Source organism: Rhodopseudomonas sp. NSM, assembly GCF_052445935.1.
Taxonomy (GTDB): Bacteria; Pseudomonadota; Alphaproteobacteria; order Rhizobiales; family Xanthobacteraceae; genus Rhodopseudomonas.
On the sequence record NZ_JBQTCH010000013.1, the window covers coordinates 37,820 to 58,231 of the forward strand.

Here is a 20,412-nt window from a genome sequence, read left to right on the forward strand (position 1 = left end):
ATCCCCTTCGGCACGGCGGTGCCCGTCCATTGCCCGGCCGCCGACGCCGGCGGCCGGTCATCCGGCTCAGTGCGAGATCAGCGCCGGCAACGTCAGCGACTTGAAGATGCCGCGGGTGACGCCGCCGAGGATGATCTCGCGCAGCCGCGAATGACCGTAGCCCCCCATCACCAGCATATCGGCGCCGAGATCGGCCGCCAGCGACAGGATGGTGTGGTGAATATTGGCCGGGGGCGAGGTGAAGTGGTGCGCGGTGGCCGCCAAGTCGTGGCGCAACAGATGCGCCAGCAGCGCGTCGGTCGATGCCTGGCCGACTTCCTCCTCGTCTTCGTTGACAGCCAGCACGTCGATGGCCTTGGCCCGGCGCAGGAACGGCATGGCGTCGTGGACGGCGCGGGCGGCCTGGCGTCCGCCGTCCCAGCAGATCAGCATCCTGTCGAGCCCCATCGGCCCGGAGTGGACGTAAGGCACCATCAGCAAAGGCTTGCCGGAGTTGAACAGGATGCTTTCCGGCAGTGGATCCTGGTGGCCCGGTTTGGCTCGATCAGGCTGCGGCACGATGCTGAGATCGTACAGCCGGGAGATCTCGGAGAGCGACTCGTTGGCGAGCACCGGCGTGTCGCAGATGCTGCGTGCGCCATGCGTAATGCCCGCGGCGCGGGCCGCGATCTCGAACTGATCGAGACGCGCGGCGGCTTCGTCGTTGTCGGTGTTGTACTGATTGACCGCGGCGTAGTAGGCCGCGGAGGCGCCGATCACGACGGCGGGATTGATCGGCTGGTACGTGCAGACGATGCCGTCGAGATGCGCATCGAACGCCCTTGCGACGGAGACGGCGCAATCGACAACGCCGCCGGCCGGCCGGTCGGCCGGAACATGGACGACAATATCATTCAGCATGGCAATGCTCTCCGCGTGAGCCGTATATCGATCTGGCGCGCAATATATCGGCCCGCAGGTGCCGCACTTTGATCTAGCTCATCGTGCCGCACTGGCTCTGTTGCAGAAACAGGGCTGTGTTGCAGAAATGAAAGCGGACCGCCCGATTAGTTCAGGGCCGGCGGAGTCGGGAGGTATCGATGACGTATTCGACGGTAATGGTCGCCCTGTCGTGCGATCGGCAGAATGCGTGTCCGCTCGGGATCGCCGCCGAACTGGCCGAGCGGTTCGAAGCCCGGCTGATCGGCATCGCGGCCTCCGACCTCAGCCCGCCGCTGTACTATACCTCGGGAGATCGTGCCGAGCAGATGCTGGAGCAAGGCCGGGCGGCAATCCGGCAACGCCTGGGCGAGCTGGAGGCCGAGTTCCGCAAGGCGATGCATGGGCATGCGCGCGAGTTGCATTGGCGTTCGGCGATCGCGCAGCCGGCCAAGCACATCGTGCAGCAGGCGCGCGCTGCGGACATTGTGGTCGTCGGCGCCGCGACCGGAGGTGTCCTGAGCGATCCGTTTGCAGTCGCGGACCCTGGCGATCTGGTGATGCAGATCGGACGGCCTCTGCTGGTCGTGCCTGCCGATGTCTGCCGGATCGATCTGTCCAGCGTGCTGGTGGCGTGGAAAGACAATCCCGAGGCGCGGCGCGCGGTCGTCGACGCGCTGCCGCTACTGCGTCAGGCGAGTCATGTCGCCGTCGTCGAAATCGTCGAGGAGGACGGCGACCGCGCCGAAGCACTCGCCGGAGTCCACGATGTCGTGGACTGGTTGTCGCGACACCACATCCACGCCGTCGGCGAGGTGCCGGTGGCGGCCGGCGACGTCGCCGGGCAAATCGATTCGATCGCGGTGCGGAACGGCGCCGGCATCGTCATCGCCGGCGCTTACGGTCATTCGCGTTTCCGCGAATGGGTCCTCGGCGGCGTCACGCAGTATCTGATCGAGCAAACCGGCCGCTGCGCCTTCCTCGCGCGCTGAGTGTGCTGAACGTCCAGCAGCCGATAACGGGAGCAGGTTGAGGCCGGATTGATCGACGCCAGGGGCTGCGGGGTCTGGTCCGGTGCTGTCGTGCCGGGTCGCTACGTCTCCTTAACCATTCGGGGAACGGGCTGCCTTCTCCAGGCGTGTGACTGCGCGATGACAGCTTCGTCATCCTATATGTCGACAGCGCGGACCTGCCGTGATCGGGCGGTCCGCAGTACATCGAGCCGACGCGCAAGCAATCGAGGTGATGATGCTGCAGACCCAGATCCATGCGCTCCCCGTCGAGCCGCACCCGGCACAACTGCCGCGGAAGCATGCCGCCCCGAACGATATCGATCGCGAGTTGCACGCGACGCTGGCGCCGCTGACCGGCGGGCTGTCGCCGACGGCGCTGTCGCTCGCTTATGCCGACTGGCTGGCCCATTTGTTCTGGGCGCCGGTGCGCCGGCTCGATCTCGCCCACGATGCGTTGCAGCGCGCGTCGCAGCTGGCGGAAGCCGCGGTGCATCCCGGGCCGCCGTGGGCGCTGATTGCGCCGCAGCCGCAGGATCGCCGCTTTTCCGGCCCGGAGTGGCTTCAGCCGCCGTTCAACCTCATGGCGCAGGGCTTTCTGCTCACCGAGGAGTGGTGGCACGACGCCACCACCGGCATCCGCGGCGTGTCACGGCAGAACGAAAAGATCGTCGAGTTCTCGATTAGGCAGATGCTCGACGTGTTCGCCCCGTCGAACTTCGCCGGTACCAATCCCGAGGTGATCCGTCATACGCTGGATTCCGAGGGCGGCAATCTCGCCGCCGGCCTGCGCAACTGGTGGGAAGACCTGTTGCAATCGATGTCCCACGAGACCGAGCTGAAGCACGATTTCGAAGTCGGACGCGACGTCGCGGTGACGCCCGGCAAGGTGGTGTACAGCAACGATCTGATCGAGCTGATCCAGTATGCGCCTGCGACCGCCGAGGTGCGGCCGGAGCCGATCCTGATCGTGCCGGCCTGGATCATGAAGTACTATATTCTCGATCTGTCGCCGCACAATTCGCTGGTGAAATACCTGACCGATCAGGGCTTCACCGTGTTCATGATCTCGTGGCGCAATCCGACCGCGAAGGATCGCGACATCGCGCTGGAGGACTATCGCCGGCTCGGCGTGATGGCGGCGATCGAGACCGTCGGCGCGATCGTCCCTGACCGGCCGATCCATGCGGTCGGCTACTGCCTCGGCGGCACGTTGCTGTCGATCGCGGCGGCGGCGATGTCGCGCGACGGCGATGCGCGATTGAAGTCGATCACGTTGTTCGCGGCGCAAACCGATTTCACCGAGGCCGGCGAACTGACGCTGTTCATCAACGAGAGCCAGGTTGCGTTCCTGGAAGACGTGATGTGGAAGCACGGCGTGCTCGACGCCAAGCAGATGGCCGGCGCATTCCAGATGCTGCGCTCCAACGATCTGGTGTGGTCGCGGATGGTGCGCGACTATCTGATGGGAGAGCGCTCCGAGTCCAACGATCTGATGGCGTGGAATGCCGATGCGACGCGAATGCCGTACCGGATGCACTCGGAGTATCTGCGCAAGCTGTTCCTCGACGACGACCTCGCCGAAGGACGCTACACGGTCGAGGGCAAGGCGATCGCGCTGTCCGACATCCACACGCCGATGTTCGTGGTCGGCACCTTGCGCGATCACGTCGCGCCGTGGCGCTCGGCCTTCAAGATTCATCTGCTCGCAGACGCGGAGATCACCTTCTGCCTCACCGGCGGTGGCCACAATGCCGGCATCGTCTCGCCGCCGTCGCCGAAGGCGCGTGGCTATCAGGTGATGACCAAAGAGGCCGACGGCCCCTATGTCGGGCCCGACGACTGGATCAAGCAGGCTCCGCACGCCGAAGGCTCATGGTGGACCGAATGGGTGCAATGGCTCGGCGCCCGTTCAGGCGAACTGGTGCCGCCGCCGCGGACCGGGCTGCCGGGCGCGAATCCGGACGAGCTGCCGGATGCGCCGGGCCGCTACGTGCTGCAGGCCTGATCGCCGCGACCAAGCGTCCCGACGGCGCGGGCCAGCGTTTGGTCCGGCGTGCCGGAGGCGTCGATCCCGGTCCAGCCGATCGCGCCTTGTTCGTAGGCCTGCTGCTGCCGGACGATGTCGGGCGTCGCGTCCGAGGCATCGCCGGTGCGGCGGCTGACTCGGTCCATCCGGGTCTTCAGATCGGCGGCGAGATACAGTCCGAGGAACGCGCATCCGGCGTCTGTCGCAATGCCTTCGATCGCCTGCCGCTCCTCGGCCTTGGCGAAGACTGCATCGACGATGACCGAATGCCCTTGCGCCAGAATCTGCGCGGCGCGCTCGCCGAGGCTGCGATAGACCTGTGCGGTCACCTCGGGCGAATACGCGGTCGGCGGCAGCCGCTCGGTGTCGCCGACGCCGAACAGCCGTTTGCGCGCAACGTCGGAGCGCAGCACGACGGCGCCGGGCAATGGCGCGATATGACCAGCCAGCGCGCGGGCCAGCACCGATTTGCCGGTTCCCGACAGTCCGCCCACCGCGATCAGCCGCGGCGGCGGGGGCGCGATCAGGCGCCGGGCGAGCGCAAAATAGGCGTCTGCTGTCGCACGGTTGCTGCGCACCGACCCGGCGTCGTCGGCCGGCCGGGACAACATCACCTTGGCGCGGATCGCGGCGCGCATCGACAGCAACAGAGGCAGTAGGCCGAGCGCGTCGCCGTTCTGCCGGGGCGTGACTGCCAGATATTGGTTCAGGAGTTCGGCGGCAGCGTCGCAGCGGCCATAATGGACGAAGTCCATCAGCGGGAAGGCGAGGTCGTACAGCACGTCGACCGAGGCAATCAAAGGATCGAACTCGATCGCGTCGAACAGCACCGGCGCGCCGTCGATCAGCACGATGTTGGCCAGATGCAGGTCGCCGTGGCACCAGCGCACGAGCCCCTGCGCGCCGCGTTCCTCCAGCCGGCTGCGACAGTGGTCGAACGCGGCGCGGCTGGCGCGATCGAGCGTTGCGACCTGATCGGCCGGAAATCCGCCCTCCTCGAACGCCGCGGTGTTGTCGGCGATGATTGGTTCGATCGAGGCGATCCAGGGCGCGGTGGCGGCTTCCGGCGCGGCGTGATGCGATGCCGCGATCGCGCCCGCAATGGCGGCGACGAGATTCGGATCAATTGGTCCATCGGCCGCAATGCGGTCGATGGTGCGTCCTTCGTCGAAACGCATCATGTCGACGGCCCATTCGACCGGCTCGCCGGCACCGTCGATTTGAAGCGTTCCGTCCGCCTCGCGTGTGATCGGCAGAACGCGGCGATAGATTCGCGGCGCGAACCGGCGGTTGACCGCGAGTTCCTGGTCGCAGGCTGCCTTGCGCCGTTCCAGCGTCGAATAGTCGAGAAACGGGAACCGTACCGCGCGCTTGATCTTCAGCGCCCGATCGCCGGCGAGGAACACCGCGGCGCCATGGGTGTCGATTCGCGTCGCCGGCTTGCCGCCATGCGAGGCCGGAGCGGCGACGAACTGGAAAACGTCGTCCTGTCGGACCGTGCCGGGTGAGTGGATCGGTTCTGCCATGATGACTACCAGGAGAAAATCCGAACTGTCCGGAAATGGATCATTGCCACGGGCTGTCGTGCCGTCATCCTGAGCATTGTTGCACGGATATCAAGACGTCCGGGAAAACGGCGTCGGATTGACCTTGATCAATTCAATTCGGCAAAGCTGCGGTCAATTTGCCGGAAATGGCGATTAGCAGGTGCCTCGACACACTCTGTTACATCCCGCGATCGAAGCCCGACCGATTGGAATCTGGTCTTGTACAAATTTCTCGAGGCAACAGTTGCCGACCACATGACGCGCTCGGTGAAATCCGTGTCGCGGGAAATGACGATGCGCGAGCTGGAAGACCAGTTCGAGCGCGACGACTACAACGCCTATCCGGTCGTGGAAGGTTCACGCGCGATCGGGCTGGTCACGAAATACGACTTTCTCAACTGCTTCGCATTTCACCCGACCCAGATGCTGCCGCATTATGACGACCTGATGAATCGGACGATCGGCGACATGATGACGCCGGACTTCATCTACGTTCACGCCGATACCAAGCTGACGCGCGTCCTGCAATTGATGGTCGAACATCAGACCCGCAGCATCCCGGTGCTGGATGCCGATCGCAAGCTGGAAGGCATCATTTCGCGTGAGGACGTGATCAGGGCGTTGGCGAGCTTCACCAAGGTAAAGTCCTAGCCGGCGCCGCGCGGCGCCGCGGCCGACCGGTTGGAAACGCCGCCATATTTGTACTACAAGGCTGCGTGCAGATCAGGCTCAATGCAACGTGGGGCATCGGCCGCCGTCTGCCCGGTGCCGAGGTGAGATGTCGACTTATCGATTGAACAATCTCCTGGCGCCAGCCGCAGTGGCGGTGATCGGCGCCAGCCCGCGGCCAGCGTCGCTCGGCCGCGCGGTGCTCGACAATTTGCGCAGCGCCGGCTTCAAAGGCGAGATCGGCGTCGTCAACCCGCGCTATCCCGAGATCGGCGGTTTCAAGACCGTTCGCTCGCTCGGTGAACTGGCATTCGTGCCCGACCTCATCGTCATCACTGCGCCGTCGCGGACGGTGGCGAAGATCATCGCCGATGCCGGCGAACGCGGCGTCGCCGGGGCGATCATCATCAGCGCCGAAATGGGCCGCGGCAAGGGATCGTATGCGGAGGCCGCCAATCGCGCCGCGCGAACATCGGGGATCCGGCTGATCGGCCCGAATTGCCTCGGCATCATGGTGCCAGGCTCCAATCTCAACGCCAGTTTCGCCGCGCACATGCCGCGGCGAGGCCATCTGGCGCTGATCTCGCAATCCGGCGCGATTGCGGCCGGCATGGTCGACTGGGCCGCCGTCAAGAACATCGGTTTCTCCGGGATCGTTTCGATCGGCGATCAGCTCGACGTCGACATCGCCGACATGCTGGATTACTACGCCGGCGATATCGAGACCCGCGCCATCCTGCTGTACATCGAAGCGGTGACCGACGCGCGCAAGTTCATGTCGGCGGCGCGCGCGGCGGCGCGGGTCAAGCCGGTCGTGGTGGTGAAGTCGGGGCGGATGGCGCACGGCGCGCTCGCGGCTGCAACGCACACCGGCGCGCTCGCCGGCGCCGATGCCGTGTACGGCGCCGCGTTCCGCCGCGCCGGCATGTTGCGGGTGTTCGACCTGCGCGAATTGTTCGACTGCGCCGAAACGCTCGGCCGCGTCAGCGCGCCGCGCGGCAAGCGGATTGCGATTCTCACCAATGGCGGCGGCATCGGCGTGCTGGCGGTCGACCGGCTGGCCGAACTCGGCGGCATTCCGGCGACGCTGTCGAAAGAGGTTTGCGACAAGCTCGACGCGGTGTTGCCGCCGAGCTGGTCGGGCTCCAATCCGATCGACATCACCGGCGATGCCGATGCCGAGCGCTACGCCGCCGCGCTGGCCGTGCTGCTCGCCGATCCCGAGAACGACGCGATCCTGGTGATGAATGTGCAAACCGCGATGGCGTCGTCCAGCGAGATCGCCAAGGCGGTGATCCGCTTGGTCGGCGAGGAGCGTATCCGCCGCAGCTTCTTCAAGCCGGTATTCGCGGTCTGGGTCGGCGCCGACGATTCCGTGACGCAAGCATTCGATGCGGCCGCGATTCCGAATTATCCGACCGAGGACGACGCGGTTCGCAGCATCATCAATCTGGTGCGCTATCGCGAGGCCGCGCAGCTCCTGACCGAAGTGCCGCCGAGCCTGCCGAAGGAGTTCGATCCGGACAGCGAGGCTGCGCGTGCGGTGATCGAAAAAGCGCTGGCGGAAGGCCGTTCCTGGCTCGATCCGATCGAGGTCGGCGCGCTGTTCGCCGCCTATCAGATCCCGATGGTGCCGACGCTGGCCGCGGTCGATGCCGATGCCGCGGTGGCGTGGGCGGAGCCGTTCCTGGCGCAGGGCGTCACGGTGGTGGTCAAGGTGATGTCGCGCGACATCACCCACAAATCCGACGTCGGCGGCGTGGTGCTGAACCTCACCAGCGCCGAGGCCGTGCGCACGGCGGTCGGCGAAATTCTGGCGCGCGCCGCGAAGCTGCGACCGACGGCGCGGCTCGATGGCGTGATGGTGCAGCCGATGATCATGCGCCGCAAGGCGCGCGAGCTGACCGTCGGCATCGCCGATGACCCGACCTTCGGGCCGGTGATCGTATTCGGCCACGGCGGCACCGGCGTCGAGATCATCGACGATCGGGCGCTGGCGCTGCCGCCGCTCGATTTGCCGCTCGCCTGTTCGCTGATCGCGCGCACACGGGTGTCGAAGCTGCTGCAGGCCTATCGCGACGTGCCGGCGGTGAAGGACGGCGCGGTGGCGCTGACGCTGGTCAAGCTGTCGCAGATGGCGGCGGATCTGCCGGAGATCCACGAGCTCGACATCAATCCGTTGCTCGCCGACGAGAATGGCGTCGTGGTGATCGATGCGCGCGTCGTGGTGCGCAAGGCGATACGCAAATTCGCCGGCCTCGGCAACGCGACCTTCGCGGTGAAGCCGTATCCATCCGAATGGGAGCGCCACCTGGTCATGAAGGACGGCTGGCGGGTGCTGGCGCGGCCGCTGCGGCCCGACGACGAGCCGGCGATTCATGAATTCCTCACGCATGTCACGCCCGAGGATCTGCGGCTTCGGTTCTTCGCGGCGATGAAGGAGTTCAGCCACGCCTTCATCGCGCGGCTGACGCAGATCGACTACGCCCGCGCGATGGCCTTCATCGCGCTCGACGAGGCGACCGGCGAAACCCTCGGCGTGGTGCGGATCCACTCGGACTCGATCTACGAGAGCGGCGAATACGCCATCCTGTTGCGCTCCGACCTCAAGGGCAAGGGCCTGGGCTGGGCACTGATGAAGCTGATCATCGAATATGCCCGCGCCGAAGGGCTGAAATTCGTCTGCGGTCAGGTGCTGCGGGAGAACACCGCGATGCTGCGAATGTGCCGCCAACTCGGCTTCGAAGCCAAGACCGATCACTCCGAGCCGGACATCCTCAACGTGACATTGCCGCTGACCGACGAGTCCGCCCGCGCCGCCGCCAAGGCGTGAGCGAAAAGGTCGTCACGCCGTCCGGGTGATCCTGTCCGTTTCGCCGAAGACGCGCCTAAAGCCGGTTCACCGACACCACACGGAAGGTATGCATATCGCCTTCCTCGCGAATCGAGACGTATTCGCCCTGGACGAATCGTTCGTCGCCGAAATGGTAGCCGGCTTCATCCGGAATGTTGGCGGTGGTGTCGTATTGAAATGCCCATGAACCGCCCGGGCGATGGATCAGATGACCGAGGCTGTCGGGCTGCTGCGGCCGCTGCCGCGCGACCCGGCATGCCTCGCGGTGCTTCTTCCAGGTCTCGGCGTCGATGTGGTCGTTTTCGTCGAGCGGCGCGACGATCACATAGGCGATTTGCGATTCGCCTTCGGGATGACCGGGCTCGCGCGCGAGCTCGAGCCGGATCTGGCGAAAACGCGCGGGCAACGAAGTATTAAGGATGGCGGACGGAGAGCCCTTGGTCATCGGATCGATCCTGTCGTTGCTGCGGGCGTCAAGCTTACGAAACGTCGACGCGCGATAATTGATTTGCATCAACCGCATTTCGCGACGCAAGCTGCGGTTCGAGGTGGCCGCGTCGGCGGCCGGGAATCGCAATGGAGCATCGGATGGCAGCACTGAAGACCGGATGGGAGCGGCCGTGAGTTCTGCACCGGTGTTGAATGCAGCGATCCACGGCGATGTGCTGGAATTGCATCCGGGCGGCGCCTGGATCGCGACCCACTCGGCCGTGCTGGAGCGGCTGTTCGACGGCGTGGCGGCGCAGGTCGCCGCCGCCAAGTCTCTCGAGATCGACATGACCGAGGTCGTGGAAATCGACACCATCGGCGCCTGGCTGCTGGAAAAAGTGTCGCGCGACGCCGCGCAGGCCGGTCGCACCGCGCATTTCATCGGCGTCGCCGATCGCTATGCCGGGCTGATCGAGGAGGTCCGGCAGGTCAATCGCCACCAGCCCACACCCCGCCCCAAGGTCAATCCGATCATCGCCCGGCTCGACCAGATCGGCCGCTCGGCCTGGAGCGCGACGCAGGACGTTTCGGTGTTTCTCGCCATGCTCGGCGCGCTCGGCGCAGCGCTGCTCGGCGTGCTGCGGCGACCGCGATCGTTGCGCCTGACTTCGCTGACCTATCAGGTCTATCGCGTCGGCTGGCAGGCGATCCCGATCGTCGTGCTGATCACCTTCCTGATCGGCGCCATCATCGCGCAGCAGGGCATTTTCCACTTCCGCAAGTTCGGCGCCGAATCCTACGTCGTCGACATGGTCGGCATCCTGGTGCTGCGCGAGATCGGCGTGCTGATCGTCGCCATCATGGTCGCCGGGCGCTCCGGCAGTGCCTATACGGCCGAACTCGGCTCGATGAAGATGCGCGAGGAGATCGACGCCCTGTCGACCATGGGGCTCGACCCGGTCGAGGTGCTGATCCTGCCGCGGATCATCGCGCTGGTGATCGCGCTGCCGATTCTGACCTTCATCGGTTCGATGGCGGCCCTCTACGGCGGATTGCTGACGGCGTGGTTCTACGGCGGCATGCAGCCGGCGGTGTATATCGCGCGGCTGCACGAGGCGGTCTCGCTGAACAGTTTCGAAGTCGGCATCTGGAAGGCGCCGTTCATGGCGCTGGTGATCGGCATCGTCGCCTGCAGCGAGGGGCTCCGCGTCAAGGGCAGTGCCGAATCGCTCGGCCTGCAGACCACCACTTCGGTCGTGAAGTCGATCTTTCTGGTGATCGTGCTCGACGGGCTGTTCGCCGTGTTCTTCGCTTCGATCGGGATGTAGCGATGGATGCGCTCGCCGAACTCTACGCCATCCGCGTTTCCGATCTTGTGGTCGGCTTCGGCCACCAGACGGTGATCGATCATCTGTCGCTCGACGTCCGTCGCGGCGAAATTCTCGGCCTGGTCGGCGCCTCCGGCGGCGGCAAGTCGGTGTTGATGCGAACCATCATCGGTCTGATCCCGAAGCAGGGCGGCCATATCACGGTGATGGGGCGCGACACCGAAGGCGGGCTCGGCCGCGGCACGTCGGTCGCCTCGACGTGGGGCATCCTGTTCCAGCAGGGTGCGCTGTTCTCGTCGCTGACCGCGCGGCAGAACGTGAAATTTCCGCTGCGCGAGACGCTCGAGATTTCGGAGAAGCTGCAGGACGAGATCGCGACCGCAAAGCTGGAGATGGTCGGGCTGGCGCCCGACGACTGGGACAAATTTCCGGCGCAACTGTCCGGCGGCATGACCAAGCGGGTCGCGCTGGCGCGCGCGCTGGCGCTCGATCCGGGCATCGTGTTTCTCGATGAGCCGACCTCCGGCCTCGATCCGATCGCCGCCGGCGATTTCGATCAGCTCATCAAGACGCTGCAGACCACGCTGGGGCTCACCGTATTCATGGTGACCCACGATCTCGCCAGCCTCAATGTCGTCTGCGACCGCGTCGCGGCGCTGGCCGACGGCAAGATCGTCGCGATCGGGCCGATGACTGATTTGCTGCAATCCGAACATCCCTGGGTGCGGGCCTATTTCCACGGCAAGCGCTCGGCGATGCTGCGCCCCAAACAGGACTAGGACGCCCATGGAAACCCGTGCTCCCTTCGTCGTCGTCGGTGCGTTCGTGCTCGCGGCCATTCTCGCTGTTTTCGGCTTCGTGTTCTGGCTGCACAACACCAGCGGCATCGGCGCGCGCACCAGCTATCACATCCAGTTTCGTGATCCGGTGCCGGGCCTGCTGGTCGGCGCCGCTGTGCTGTTCAACGGCATCCGCGTCGGCGAGGTCACCGAGCTTGGACTCGCATCCGACGATCCGCGCCGCGTCAATGCGACGATCGCGGTGGCGACCGGCACGCCGGTGCGGCCGGACACCAAGGTCGGTCTCGACTTCCAGGGCCTGACCGGCGTCCCGGTCGTCGCGCTGGAAGGCGGCAAGGACCTCACGGGGTCGGCGATCGCCACGACGCTGATCGCCGAGCCGGGCGCCGGCATGAGCATGACCCAGGCCGCGCGAGAGGCGCTGCGCAAGGTCGATTCGGTCCTCGGCGAGAATTCACAGCCGCTCAAGGAGACGATCGGTAATCTGAAGACCTTCTCCGAATGGCTGTCGAGCAGGACCGGCAAGCTCGACGGTATTCTCGGCGGCGTCGAGCGCATGACCGGTGCCGACGAGCCGGTCGTGAAGAAGGTCGTCTACGATCTGAAGCCCGCCTCGGGCTTTTCGCCGCCGGTCAGATCGATGAAGGGCCAGCTCACGATCCCCGAGCCGACCACGGTGGTGCTCTACGACAGCCAGAAGATGCTGGTTGCGCCCGGCCTCGACCTGCCGGCCTTCGCCGGCGCCCAGTGGAGCGACAGCATCCCGAAGATGCTGCAGGAGAAGCTGATCCAGAGCTTCGAGAATTACGACATCGCGCAACCGCCGCTGCGGCCGAACGATGCCGTGACGCCGGACTACCAGTTGCTCATCGACATTAGGAGCTTTCAGGTTGCGGACGAGAGCGCGCTGAACGCCGACGTCTCGTTCGGCGCCAAGATCATCGACAAGAACGGCAAGCTGGTCGCAGCGCGGCTGTTTCAACAGTCGGCCAAGCTCGACAAACCAGAGCCTGCTGCGGCAGTCGCCGCTTTCGAGAAGGCGTTCGATGCCGCCGCCAAGGAGCTGATTCCGTGGACTGTGGATAGCTTGTCGAGCGGCAGCGCCGTCGAGGGCAGGCCGACTACTCCAGGCTCTTCAGGTATGCCAAAAGGTCGTTGATCTGATCCGGGTCGAGTTCGAACGCCGGCATATCGGAATGTCCGGTATAGATACCTTCGGCGAAAGCCTCGGCCAGACTTTCGATCGGATAGCGGTCATGTAGCAGGCGGAATGGCGGGGCTTGCTTCAAGCGGCTGTCGCCGGTGCGGCCGATCGCATGGCAGCGTGCACAATTGGACTTGGCAAAGGCCAGCCCGCGGCGTTCAGCCTTGGTGGCGGCTGAAGCTGTCGTGATGATCGGAATCAGGATCGCGAGACAAACGGCAATGATCCGCATCGGGCGCTCAGTCTGGAGGGACGCCGCAACGGCGCCCACGACCATTGATGGCGGCGGACCGGATGGCCTTGATCTGTGTCAAGCCGACTTGACGATTTGGCGACATATTGGCTTTACGGCCGCATGGCGATCAATCGACGGCAGTGCGCGGCAAGTAATCTGATCGACGACCGCATGGAGTGATGGATGCCGCACCTCGCTTTTCCGAACTCGACTTGCGACGGGTTTCGTTGCGCGACGCACTGCGCGGTACGCCCGCTGGCGATCTGCGGCGAGCTGGAGCAGGTCGAGCACGAGGAGTTCGAGCGCCTCGCGCAGCATGTTCGCTACGGCGCGAAGGAAGCCTTGTTCTCCGAGGACGAAACCGCCGACGCAGTCTACAGTCTGGTCGAAGGTATCGCGCGGCTCTACAAGCTGCTGCCCGACGGCCGACGCCAGATCATCGGATTCGCGCTGCCGGGCGATTTTCTCGGCATGGCGCCGTCCGCGCGATACTCATTCTCGGCCGATTCGATCGGCGGCGTGACCGTCTGCAAGTTCTTCCGCGGTCCGTTTCTGCGCTTCATTGAAAACCGGCCGCACATGTTGATGCGGATGAATGAATTCGCCACCCGCGAGCTGAGCCTCGCGCAGGATCAGATGCTGCTGCTCGGCCGCCGCTCGGCCGAAGAGAAGGTTGCGGCTTTCCTGGTCGGCTGGCGCGATCGGCTGGCGCGGCTGGAAGGCGTCACCAAGACCGTCAGCCTGCCGATGGGGCGGCAGGACATCGCCGACTTCCTCGGGCTGACGATCGAAACCGTCAGCCGCACCTTCACCAAGCTGGAGCGGGAAAAACTGATCGTGATCGTGCCGGACGGGGTTCGCGTGCTGGATCCGAAGCGCTTCGACGCCCTCGCCGCGGCCTGAAGCGGCTCGTCCGCCGGCCTGGCGCCCGGGGTCGTTCGAGGTTCCTCTGATGCCCGACGCCCGACCGCTCCGTCTCCGAGCAAGGCAGTATGTCTACGAGATCCTCGAGTCGCACGCTCGGAACTCGGGCGTCGGCCTGACCGTCAACCGCGGCATCGTTTTCTTCCTCCTCCTCAGCGTCGGCATCACGGTGCTGGAGTCGGTGCCCCAGCTGCGCGACGACTATGACCTGCCGCTCAGGGTGGCGGAACTGCTCTGCCTGGTGGTGTTTTCGGTCGAGTACTACATCCGGATCTGGATAGCGCCCGAGCATTTTCCCTTCCGGCAGATGAGCGCGTGGCGCGCAAGCTGGTCCTACATGGTCAGCCCCCAGGGGATCATCGATTTCCTCGCGGTTCTGCCGCTATGGGTGGCGCTGGTCGGTCCCGGCGATCTGCGGGTGTTGATCCTTCTGCGGGTGCTGCGGGTGCTGAAGTTCGCCCGCTATTCGTCCGGCATGCGGTCGCTGCTCGAGGTGCTGGAGAGCGAGCGCCGCGCATTGTTCGCCTGTCTGGTCATCCTGGCCTGCGCGACGCTGCTGTCCGCGACCGCGATGCATATCGCGGAGGGGCAGGTCCAGCCGGAGAAGCTCGGCACCATTCCCGACGCGATGTGGTGGGCGATCGTGACGTTGACGACGGTCGGCTATGGCGATGTCGTGCCCGCGACCAATATCGGGCGGATGATCGCATCGATCACCATCGTCGGAGGCCTGATCATGATCGCGCTGCCCGTCGGGATCGTCGCCACCGCCTTTTCGCAGGTGATCCACCGCCGCGATTTCATCGTCAATTGGAGCATGGTCGCCCGCGTGCCGCTGTTCTCCCACCTCACCGCGGGCGATATCGCCCACATCATGCAGTTGCTGCAGGCGCGTCAGGTCGACCACGGCGACGTGATCTTCCGCCGCGGCGAGCCGGCCACCGCGATGTACTTCATCGCCGAAGGCGAGGTCGAGGTCGAGTTGGGGCCGGCGGAAAAGGGGCGGAGGGTACGGCTGGCCACCGGCCATTTTTTCGGCGAGATCGCAGTCCTGAAGCGGGTTGCGCGCTCAGCGACGGTGAAGGCGGTATCGCGGGCTCGCCTGCTGGTGCTCGACGCTGCCGATCTTCGCGCATTGGTCAGCCGTGAGCCCGGCATCGCGCGCAAGATCAACGAGATCGTCGAAGGCCGTACCGGCGACAATCTCAATCTCGAGATCGCCGATGTCGAGGGGCAGGACGACGTGACGCCGGTGAAGGACGAGCCGTTCGAAAAGACCGTCTGAGCTACGGGGCGACGGCGGGCGGAGCGTCTTCGGTCTCCGCAGCGTGGCGTTTCGGCTTGCTCGGGAACTCATTGGGGAAGGCCAGCGACTTCTGGGGTGCGATCCAATCCATCAGCCGTGCTGCGGCGTCGGCATAGGACGCCCCTTCCGGCGCCCCGAAGGCTGCACAAAACTCCGTGGGCATCGGTCCGGTCTCCGAGCGCAGCTCGATCGCCGATCCCCACCACCACGCGGCCGCCGGCGCCCGCTCGTCTTCGGGGACCGCGCGCCAGGCGCTGACTTCCTTCGCAAGCCGTTCGAACTGGAAGAGTTTTGCCTGATGCACGGGCGCCCCTGTTTGCTGTTCGAGGCGGTAACCGTCGACCGGCCGGGAAGTTGCGCGGCCGGTCGGAGAATCCGGGCTGCGCCCGACAGCGCGCGCGCCGAGGCGCCATTCTCAATCGTGACTTAACATGCTACCTTTTTTCAATGAGCCGACGTGCCGAAATCGAAATCCGCCATTCGACCTGTCCGCATGATTGCCCGTCGGCCTGTGCGCTCGACGTCGAGGTGATCGATCGCTCGACGATCGGCCGGGTCCGCGGATCGAAGCAGCAGACCTACACCGCCGGTGTCGTCTGCGCCAAGGTTGCGCGCTACGCCGAACGCATCCATCACCCGGAACGGCTGACCTATCCGATGCGCCGATCCGGTCCGAAAGGATCGGGGCAGTTCGCACGGATCACCTGGGACGAGGCACTGGACGAAATCGCGGCCCGGTTCAACGCTGCTGAGGCGGAGTTCGGTGCGGAGTCGGTCTGGCCGTATTACTACGCAGGCACAATGGGTCTGGTGATGCGCGACGGCATCAACCGGCTCGCCAACGTCAAGAAGTACTCGCGATTCTACTCGACGATCTGCTCCAATATCGCTTGGTCGGGCTACGCCGTCGGCGCCGGCAAGGTCGCGGGCGTCGATCCGCGCGAGATGGCGAAGTCGGACCTGATCGTGATCTGGGGCACCAACGCGGTCTCCACCCAGGTCAACGTGATGACCCATGCGGCGCGTGCCCGCAAGGAGCGCGGCGCGCGGATTGCCGCGGTCGATATCTACGACAACGACACCATGAAGCAGGCCGATATCCGGGTCATCCTGCGTCCGGGCACCGACGGCGCCCTCGCCTGCGGCGTCATGCATGTGCTGTTTCGCGACGGCTACGCCGACCGCGACTATCTCGCCCGCTACACCGATTGCCCCGACGAGTTGGAGACGCATCTGGCGACCCGGACTCCCGAATGGGCGTCGGCGATCTGCGGCGTGCCGGTGGCCGAGATCGAGGCGTTCGCGCGTGCGATCGGTGAGACCAAACGCAGCTTCTTCAGGCTCGGCTACGGCTTCACCCGCAGCCGTAATGGCGCCGCGCAGATGCACGCGGCGCTGTGCATTCCGGCGGTCACCGGCGCCTGGCAGCATGAAGGCGGCGGCGCCTTCTTCAATAACGGCGCCATATTCGGCTTCGACAAGACACTGATCGAGGGCCTCGATACGCTCGATCCGACGACCCGCGTGCTCGATCAGTCCAAGATTGGTCGCATTCTCACCGGTGACGCCGATGCGCTCTGCGGCGGCGTGCCGGTCAAGGCGATGCTGATTCAGAACACCAATCCGGTGACCGTCGCGCCGGAGCAAACCCTCGTCCGCGAGGGCTTCGCCCGGGATGATCTGTTCGTTGCCGTACACGAGCAGTTCATGACCGAGACCGCGGCGATGGCCGACATCGTGCTGCCGGCGACGATGTTTCTCGAGCACGACGATCTGTATTACGGTGGCGGCCACCAGCATATTTCGATCGGCGCCAGGCTGGTCGCGCCGCCCGGGGAATGCCGGTCCAATCACGAAGTCCTGCAGGGACTGGCGACGAGGCTCGGCATCCGCCATCCCGCGTTCGAGATGACGCCGCGCGAAGTGATCGATGCAACCCTGAAGAAAAGCGGTCGGGGAACGATCGAGGCGCTCGAAGCGGATTTGTGGCGCGACCTGCAGCCCGATTTCCGCACCGCTCACTTCCTCGACGGCTTCGCGCATCCCGACGGAAAATTCCATTTCCGCGCGGACTGGAGTCACGTCAACGTGCCGCGGCAGTTGAAGCTTGGACCGTGGCAGTCGATGCCGAGTTTGCCCGACCACTGGTCGGTAACCGAGCAAACCGATCACGCCCATCCGTTCCGCCTGGCGACCAGCCCGGCGCGAAGCTTTCTCAATACGACCTTCAACGAGACGCCGTCGTCACGCGCGCGCGAAGGTGTGCCGACGGTGCTGATACACCCGGCGGACGCTGAAACGATCGGGGTCGGGGAGGGGGATGCCGTCACGCTCGGCAATATCAGGGGCGAGACCACGCTTACCGCAAGGCTCGACGGCGGATTGCGCCGGGGCGTACTGATCGCCGAGTCGGTTTTTCCCAACAGCGCGCATGCGGGCGGTCGCGGGATCAACGTACTGACCAGCGCAGACTCGGTCGCGCCGCACGGCGGTGCAGCGTTTCACGATAATAAAGTATGGGCGAAGAAGGCCTTACCGCCGCTCGCGAAGCGCGACTGAAGTCCGAAGAGGCGGCGAGAGCCGCCGATCGGCAGTCGTTTGATCGCTTCGCGAGGCGGGTTTTGCCGGGCTCAGCGCTGGTGGCCGAGACCGATACCGAGCTTGAGCGCCTTCTGACGCAGCGAGCCGACGGTCCGCTTGGTCATCTTGGCGATCTGCGCGACCGGGGTCCGCGCCTTCGAATGCGCGCGCAACTCCTTGATGTCTTCCTTGGTGTACTCGCGCCGGGTGATCTTCGTCTTCTTGGCGGCCTTGGTAGCGGTTTTCGCTACGGTCTTCGCCTTCTTCGACTTTGCTGCGGTCTTTGCAGGCTTCGCAGTCTTCGCAGTCTTTGCTTTAGCTTTCTTTGCCACGCGTAGGCTCCTTTAGTGAAGCGTCCTTCTACTACACTCGTTTCGTGTCGACAATTCTCAATTTCACGAATTCTAACTCATCGGCGCCGCGTCGGTTAGCATTCGATTAAGGCGTGGTTAGTTGAGATTCTGGCGAAAATCAGCACGGCTTAGGTAGTAAATACGGGGGTTGTGCTGATGGTCGAACGCCTGCAGGCCGCGTTTCGCGAGACGAAGCGCCGCTACGCACCATTGCCCGGGTGCGCTGATTCGTCACGACTGGGCGGGGATGCTGCGCAAAATCCGGTGCGATACGCCCGCAATGCGGGATATTGTGCAACCAAAGACGTAGTGAGACTAACCAGCGCGGCGCGCGGCCGGCCGCTCAGCGGCGCGGTTTCATCGGCTGGGACAGCAGCGAGCGCGTACGGGCCAGCGTCTCGTCGTAGTACTTTTCGCGGTCCTGACGCAGCTTGATCTGCAAATTTCGGAATGCAGCAATGCGTTTGAGGATTGCGGCCCGTTCGTCGGCCACGCTTGTCATGATATTGGGAGTTGCAGCGGGCCCCGGGGGGGTGACGGCCGCGGATCGAGAATCCGGCTCCGCCACGGTGCTTTTCGCCGCCGCAGCGGCGCCTTGATTGGTATCGGCGACGACGGGGGACGCAGTCGGTAGCTTGCCTTGAGCCGCCGGTCGCGGACCTGCCCCGGTCTGGTTCTGGGACGCCGACGCGATCGGGCCGCCTTCCGGCGTTGCAGATCGCGCTACGAACTCGCAATTCGGTGGCTTCGATGAAGTCATTGTGATCCCCGATCGCATCATTGATTCCACTGCTGGCCGGGCGTCAATCGGCAATGCAGGTGCGGTTCTGCCGCCGGTGGATAATTCTGTCGTTCGCTTGCGGCGAAAAACGGTACCCGATAGCCCACCCTTTCAATCAGGAGACAGTTCGATGGGCGAAAGTCGATCTCGACGCACTCAGTATCGAGGTTGCCATCGCTGCGCGATGACGCGACGCAGAAATTTTCAGAAAAGGTCGCTGCGCGTCAGGCTGAGCTGGAAGCCGAACTGCTAGAGAGCGTTTCATCGATTGATTGAAGCGATATGGCCCTTGCCGGATGCACTGCCCCCTCATGCTGAGGAGCCCGGCAAAGCCGGGCGTCTCGAAGGATGGGCCGACGATGCAGGCCCGGCGGCGCATGGTTCGAGACGGCGCGTCGCGCCTCCTCACCATGAGGTTGTGCCTGTGGCGAGTATCCCAGAACGCCAGTGCTGATTCGATCGGAGTCAGAACGGCTCTAGCCCGCGACGGCAAGCCGGCCAAGACGGCGAGCGCTGATCTCCGAAGCGACGGAAGGATCGGGCAGGGTGCGGCGAAGGATGCCGGCGCCAAGCAGGCTGCGACAAAGGCTGCATGATCCGGCATCCGGGCCGGCTAAGTCCCGGAGCGGTCGACGACTTGCAATCTCCGGCCGCATCGTTCTTATTTGCACTGCAGCGCGGTGCCTCCTCCTTTGGCGCTGCTTCCGTTGGCTCGAAAAGCCGGCCTCATCGGGAAACATCCATGTCAACTCATCACGGTCCTCTGCGCGTCGGCATCGGCGGCCCGGTCGGCTCCGGCAAAACCGCGCTGATGGATCTGCTGTGCAAGTCGATGCGCGAACGCTACGATATTGCCGCGATCACCAACGACATCTACACCAAGTGGGACGCCGAGTTCCTGGTGCGATCCGGGTCGCTGACGCCGGATCGTATCGCCGGCGTAGAGACCGGTGGCTGTCCGCATACCGCGATCCGCGAAGACGCATCGATGAACCTGGCCGCGGTGGCCGAGATGCGGAGCAAGTTTCCCGATCTCGACCTGGTGTTGATCGAATCCGGCGGTGACAACCTCGCCGCGACGTTTTCTCCCGAACTCGCCGACCTGACGATCTATGTCATCGACGTTTCTGCCGGCGACAAGATTCCGTCCAAGGGGGGCCCCGGCATCACCCGATCGGACCTGCTGGTGATCAACAAGATCGACCTGGCTCCCTATGTCGGCGCATCGCTGGAAAAGATGGATACCGACGCCCGGCGGATGCGCGGAGAGCGGCCGTTCGTGATGACCAATCTGAAGAAACACGAGGGGCTCGATCGCATTCTGGCTTTTATCGAAGCCAAGGGCGGACTGATGTCGAAGTCCCCGGCCGGCTGACGGCGGACTTGTTGCGGGAACAATTCAAGGCCGGTGACGTTGATGCGCTTCGGGCCTGACAGGAAGCTGC

The 20,412-nt window shown here is 64.8% G+C and carries 18 protein-coding genes; 11 read left to right on the forward strand and 7 right to left on the reverse strand.

What is annotated here, in order from left to right:
- Window positions 1-66: 66 nt before the first annotated feature.
- Window positions 67-900: a universal stress protein gene (locus ACTZWT_RS23930; RefSeq protein WP_444772181.1), complete on the reverse strand. Its 834-nt coding sequence runs from the start codon at window positions 898-900 to the stop codon at window positions 67-69.
- Window positions 901-1,079: 179 nt separating this feature from the next.
- Between ACTZWT_RS23930 and ACTZWT_RS23935 the strand changes: the two genes are divergently transcribed.
- Window positions 1,080-1,910, forward strand: coding sequence for a universal stress protein (locus tag ACTZWT_RS23935; RefSeq protein WP_444772182.1), 831 nt, complete (start codon window positions 1,080-1,082; stop codon window positions 1,908-1,910).
- Between the two features lie 256 nt (window positions 1,911-2,166).
- Window positions 2,167-3,936 (forward strand): PHA/PHB synthase family protein, encoded by a 1,770-nt coding sequence (locus ACTZWT_RS23940; RefSeq protein ID WP_444772183.1) that lies wholly within the window; start codon window positions 2,167-2,169, stop codon window positions 3,934-3,936.
- Here the strand turns inward: ACTZWT_RS23940 and ACTZWT_RS23945 are convergent.
- Window positions 3,918-5,483 (reverse strand): bifunctional aminoglycoside phosphotransferase/ATP-binding protein, encoded by a 1,566-nt coding sequence (locus ACTZWT_RS23945; RefSeq protein WP_444772184.1) that lies wholly within the window; start codon window positions 5,481-5,483, stop codon window positions 3,918-3,920. The two genes, ACTZWT_RS23940 and ACTZWT_RS23945, sit on opposite strands and share 19 nt — an antisense overlap.
- A gap of 240 nt (window positions 5,484-5,723) precedes the next feature.
- Here ACTZWT_RS23945 and ACTZWT_RS23950 point away from each other — a divergent pair, with 240 nt between their 5' ends.
- Window positions 5,724-6,155: a CBS domain-containing protein gene (locus tag ACTZWT_RS23950; protein ID WP_444772185.1), complete on the forward strand. Its 432-nt coding sequence runs from the start codon at window positions 5,724-5,726 to the stop codon at window positions 6,153-6,155.
- A 127-nt stretch (window positions 6,156-6,282) separates the two neighbouring features.
- Window positions 6,283-9,006: a bifunctional acetate--CoA ligase family protein/GNAT family N-acetyltransferase gene (locus ACTZWT_RS23955; protein ID WP_444772186.1), complete on the forward strand. Its 2,724-nt coding sequence runs from the start codon at window positions 6,283-6,285 to the stop codon at window positions 9,004-9,006.
- Window positions 9,007-9,061: 55 nt separating this feature from the next.
- Here ACTZWT_RS23955 and ACTZWT_RS23960 read toward each other — a convergent pair whose 3' ends face one another.
- Window positions 9,062-9,472, reverse strand: coding sequence for a hypothetical protein (locus ACTZWT_RS23960; protein ID WP_444772209.1), 411 nt, complete (start codon window positions 9,470-9,472; stop codon window positions 9,062-9,064).
- 163 nt (window positions 9,473-9,635) lie between these two features.
- Here ACTZWT_RS23960 and ACTZWT_RS23965 point away from each other — a divergent pair, with 163 nt between their 5' ends.
- Genes ACTZWT_RS23965 through ACTZWT_RS23975 form a run of 3 tightly spaced genes read left to right on the forward strand, consistent with a single transcriptional unit; the run spans window position 9,636 to window position 12,743 of the window.
- Window positions 9,636-10,784, forward strand: a complete 1,149-nt coding sequence (locus ACTZWT_RS23965) for an ABC transporter permease (protein ID WP_444772187.1) — start codon at window positions 9,636-9,638, stop codon at window positions 10,782-10,784.
- 2 nt (window positions 10,785-10,786) lie between these two features.
- On the forward strand, window positions 10,787-11,563 hold the full coding sequence (locus ACTZWT_RS23970) for an ABC transporter ATP-binding protein (protein WP_444772188.1): 777 nt from the start codon (window positions 10,787-10,789) through the stop codon (window positions 11,561-11,563).
- Between the two features lie 7 nt (window positions 11,564-11,570).
- Window positions 11,571-12,743, forward strand: a complete 1,173-nt coding sequence (locus tag ACTZWT_RS23975; protein WP_444772189.1) for an ABC-type transport auxiliary lipoprotein family protein — start codon at window positions 11,571-11,573, stop codon at window positions 12,741-12,743.
- Here the strand turns inward: ACTZWT_RS23975 and ACTZWT_RS23980 are convergent.
- Complete coding sequence (locus tag ACTZWT_RS23980; protein ID WP_444772190.1) at window positions 12,706-13,020, reverse strand: c-type cytochrome; 315 nt, start codon at window positions 13,018-13,020, stop codon at window positions 12,706-12,708. The genes ACTZWT_RS23975 and ACTZWT_RS23980 overlap by 38 nt on opposite strands.
- A 186-nt stretch (window positions 13,021-13,206) precedes the next feature.
- On the opposite strand from ACTZWT_RS23980, the gene aadR reads away from it, so the two are divergent.
- Both aadR and ACTZWT_RS23990 read left to right on the forward strand, forming a co-directional pair.
- The gene (gene aadR, locus ACTZWT_RS23985; protein WP_322515952.1) at window positions 13,207-13,926 is read left to right on the forward strand and encodes a transcriptional activatory protein AadR; all 720 of its coding nucleotides are present in this window, start codon (window positions 13,207-13,209) and stop codon (window positions 13,924-13,926) included.
- A gap of 49 nt (window positions 13,927-13,975) precedes the next feature.
- Window positions 13,976-15,232, forward strand: coding sequence for a cyclic nucleotide-gated ion channel (locus ACTZWT_RS23990; RefSeq protein WP_444772191.1), 1,257 nt, complete (start codon window positions 13,976-13,978; stop codon window positions 15,230-15,232).
- Between the two features lies 1 nt (window position 15,233).
- On the opposite strand, the gene ACTZWT_RS23995 is transcribed toward ACTZWT_RS23990, so the two are convergent.
- Window positions 15,234-15,557 (reverse strand): hypothetical protein, encoded by a 324-nt coding sequence (locus tag ACTZWT_RS23995; protein WP_444772192.1) that lies wholly within the window; start codon window positions 15,555-15,557, stop codon window positions 15,234-15,236.
- Between the two features lie 143 nt (window positions 15,558-15,700).
- Here ACTZWT_RS23995 and ACTZWT_RS24000 point away from each other — a divergent pair, with 143 nt between their 5' ends.
- A complete protein-coding gene (locus ACTZWT_RS24000; protein WP_444772193.1) occupies window positions 15,701-17,812 on the forward strand; it encodes a molybdopterin oxidoreductase family protein in 2,112 nt (703 codons plus the stop codon).
- Window positions 17,813-17,883: 71 nt separating this feature from the next.
- On the opposite strand, the gene ACTZWT_RS24005 is transcribed toward ACTZWT_RS24000, so the two are convergent.
- Together ACTZWT_RS24005 and ACTZWT_RS24010 are read right to left on the reverse strand one after the other, a co-directional pair.
- Window positions 17,884-18,165 (reverse strand): hypothetical protein, encoded by a 282-nt coding sequence (locus ACTZWT_RS24005; RefSeq protein WP_444772194.1) that lies wholly within the window; start codon window positions 18,163-18,165, stop codon window positions 17,884-17,886.
- A gap of 364 nt (window positions 18,166-18,529) precedes the next feature.
- On the reverse strand, window positions 18,530-18,679 hold the full coding sequence (locus tag ACTZWT_RS24010; RefSeq protein WP_444772195.1) for a hypothetical protein: 150 nt from the start codon (window positions 18,677-18,679) through the stop codon (window positions 18,530-18,532).
- Between the two features lie 1,030 nt (window positions 18,680-19,709).
- On the opposite strand from ACTZWT_RS24010, the gene ureG reads away from it, so the two are divergent.
- Window positions 19,710-20,342, forward strand: a complete 633-nt coding sequence (gene ureG / locus ACTZWT_RS24015; RefSeq protein WP_444772210.1) for an urease accessory protein UreG — start codon at window positions 19,710-19,712, stop codon at window positions 20,340-20,342.
- Window positions 20,343-20,412: the final 70 nt, after the last annotated feature.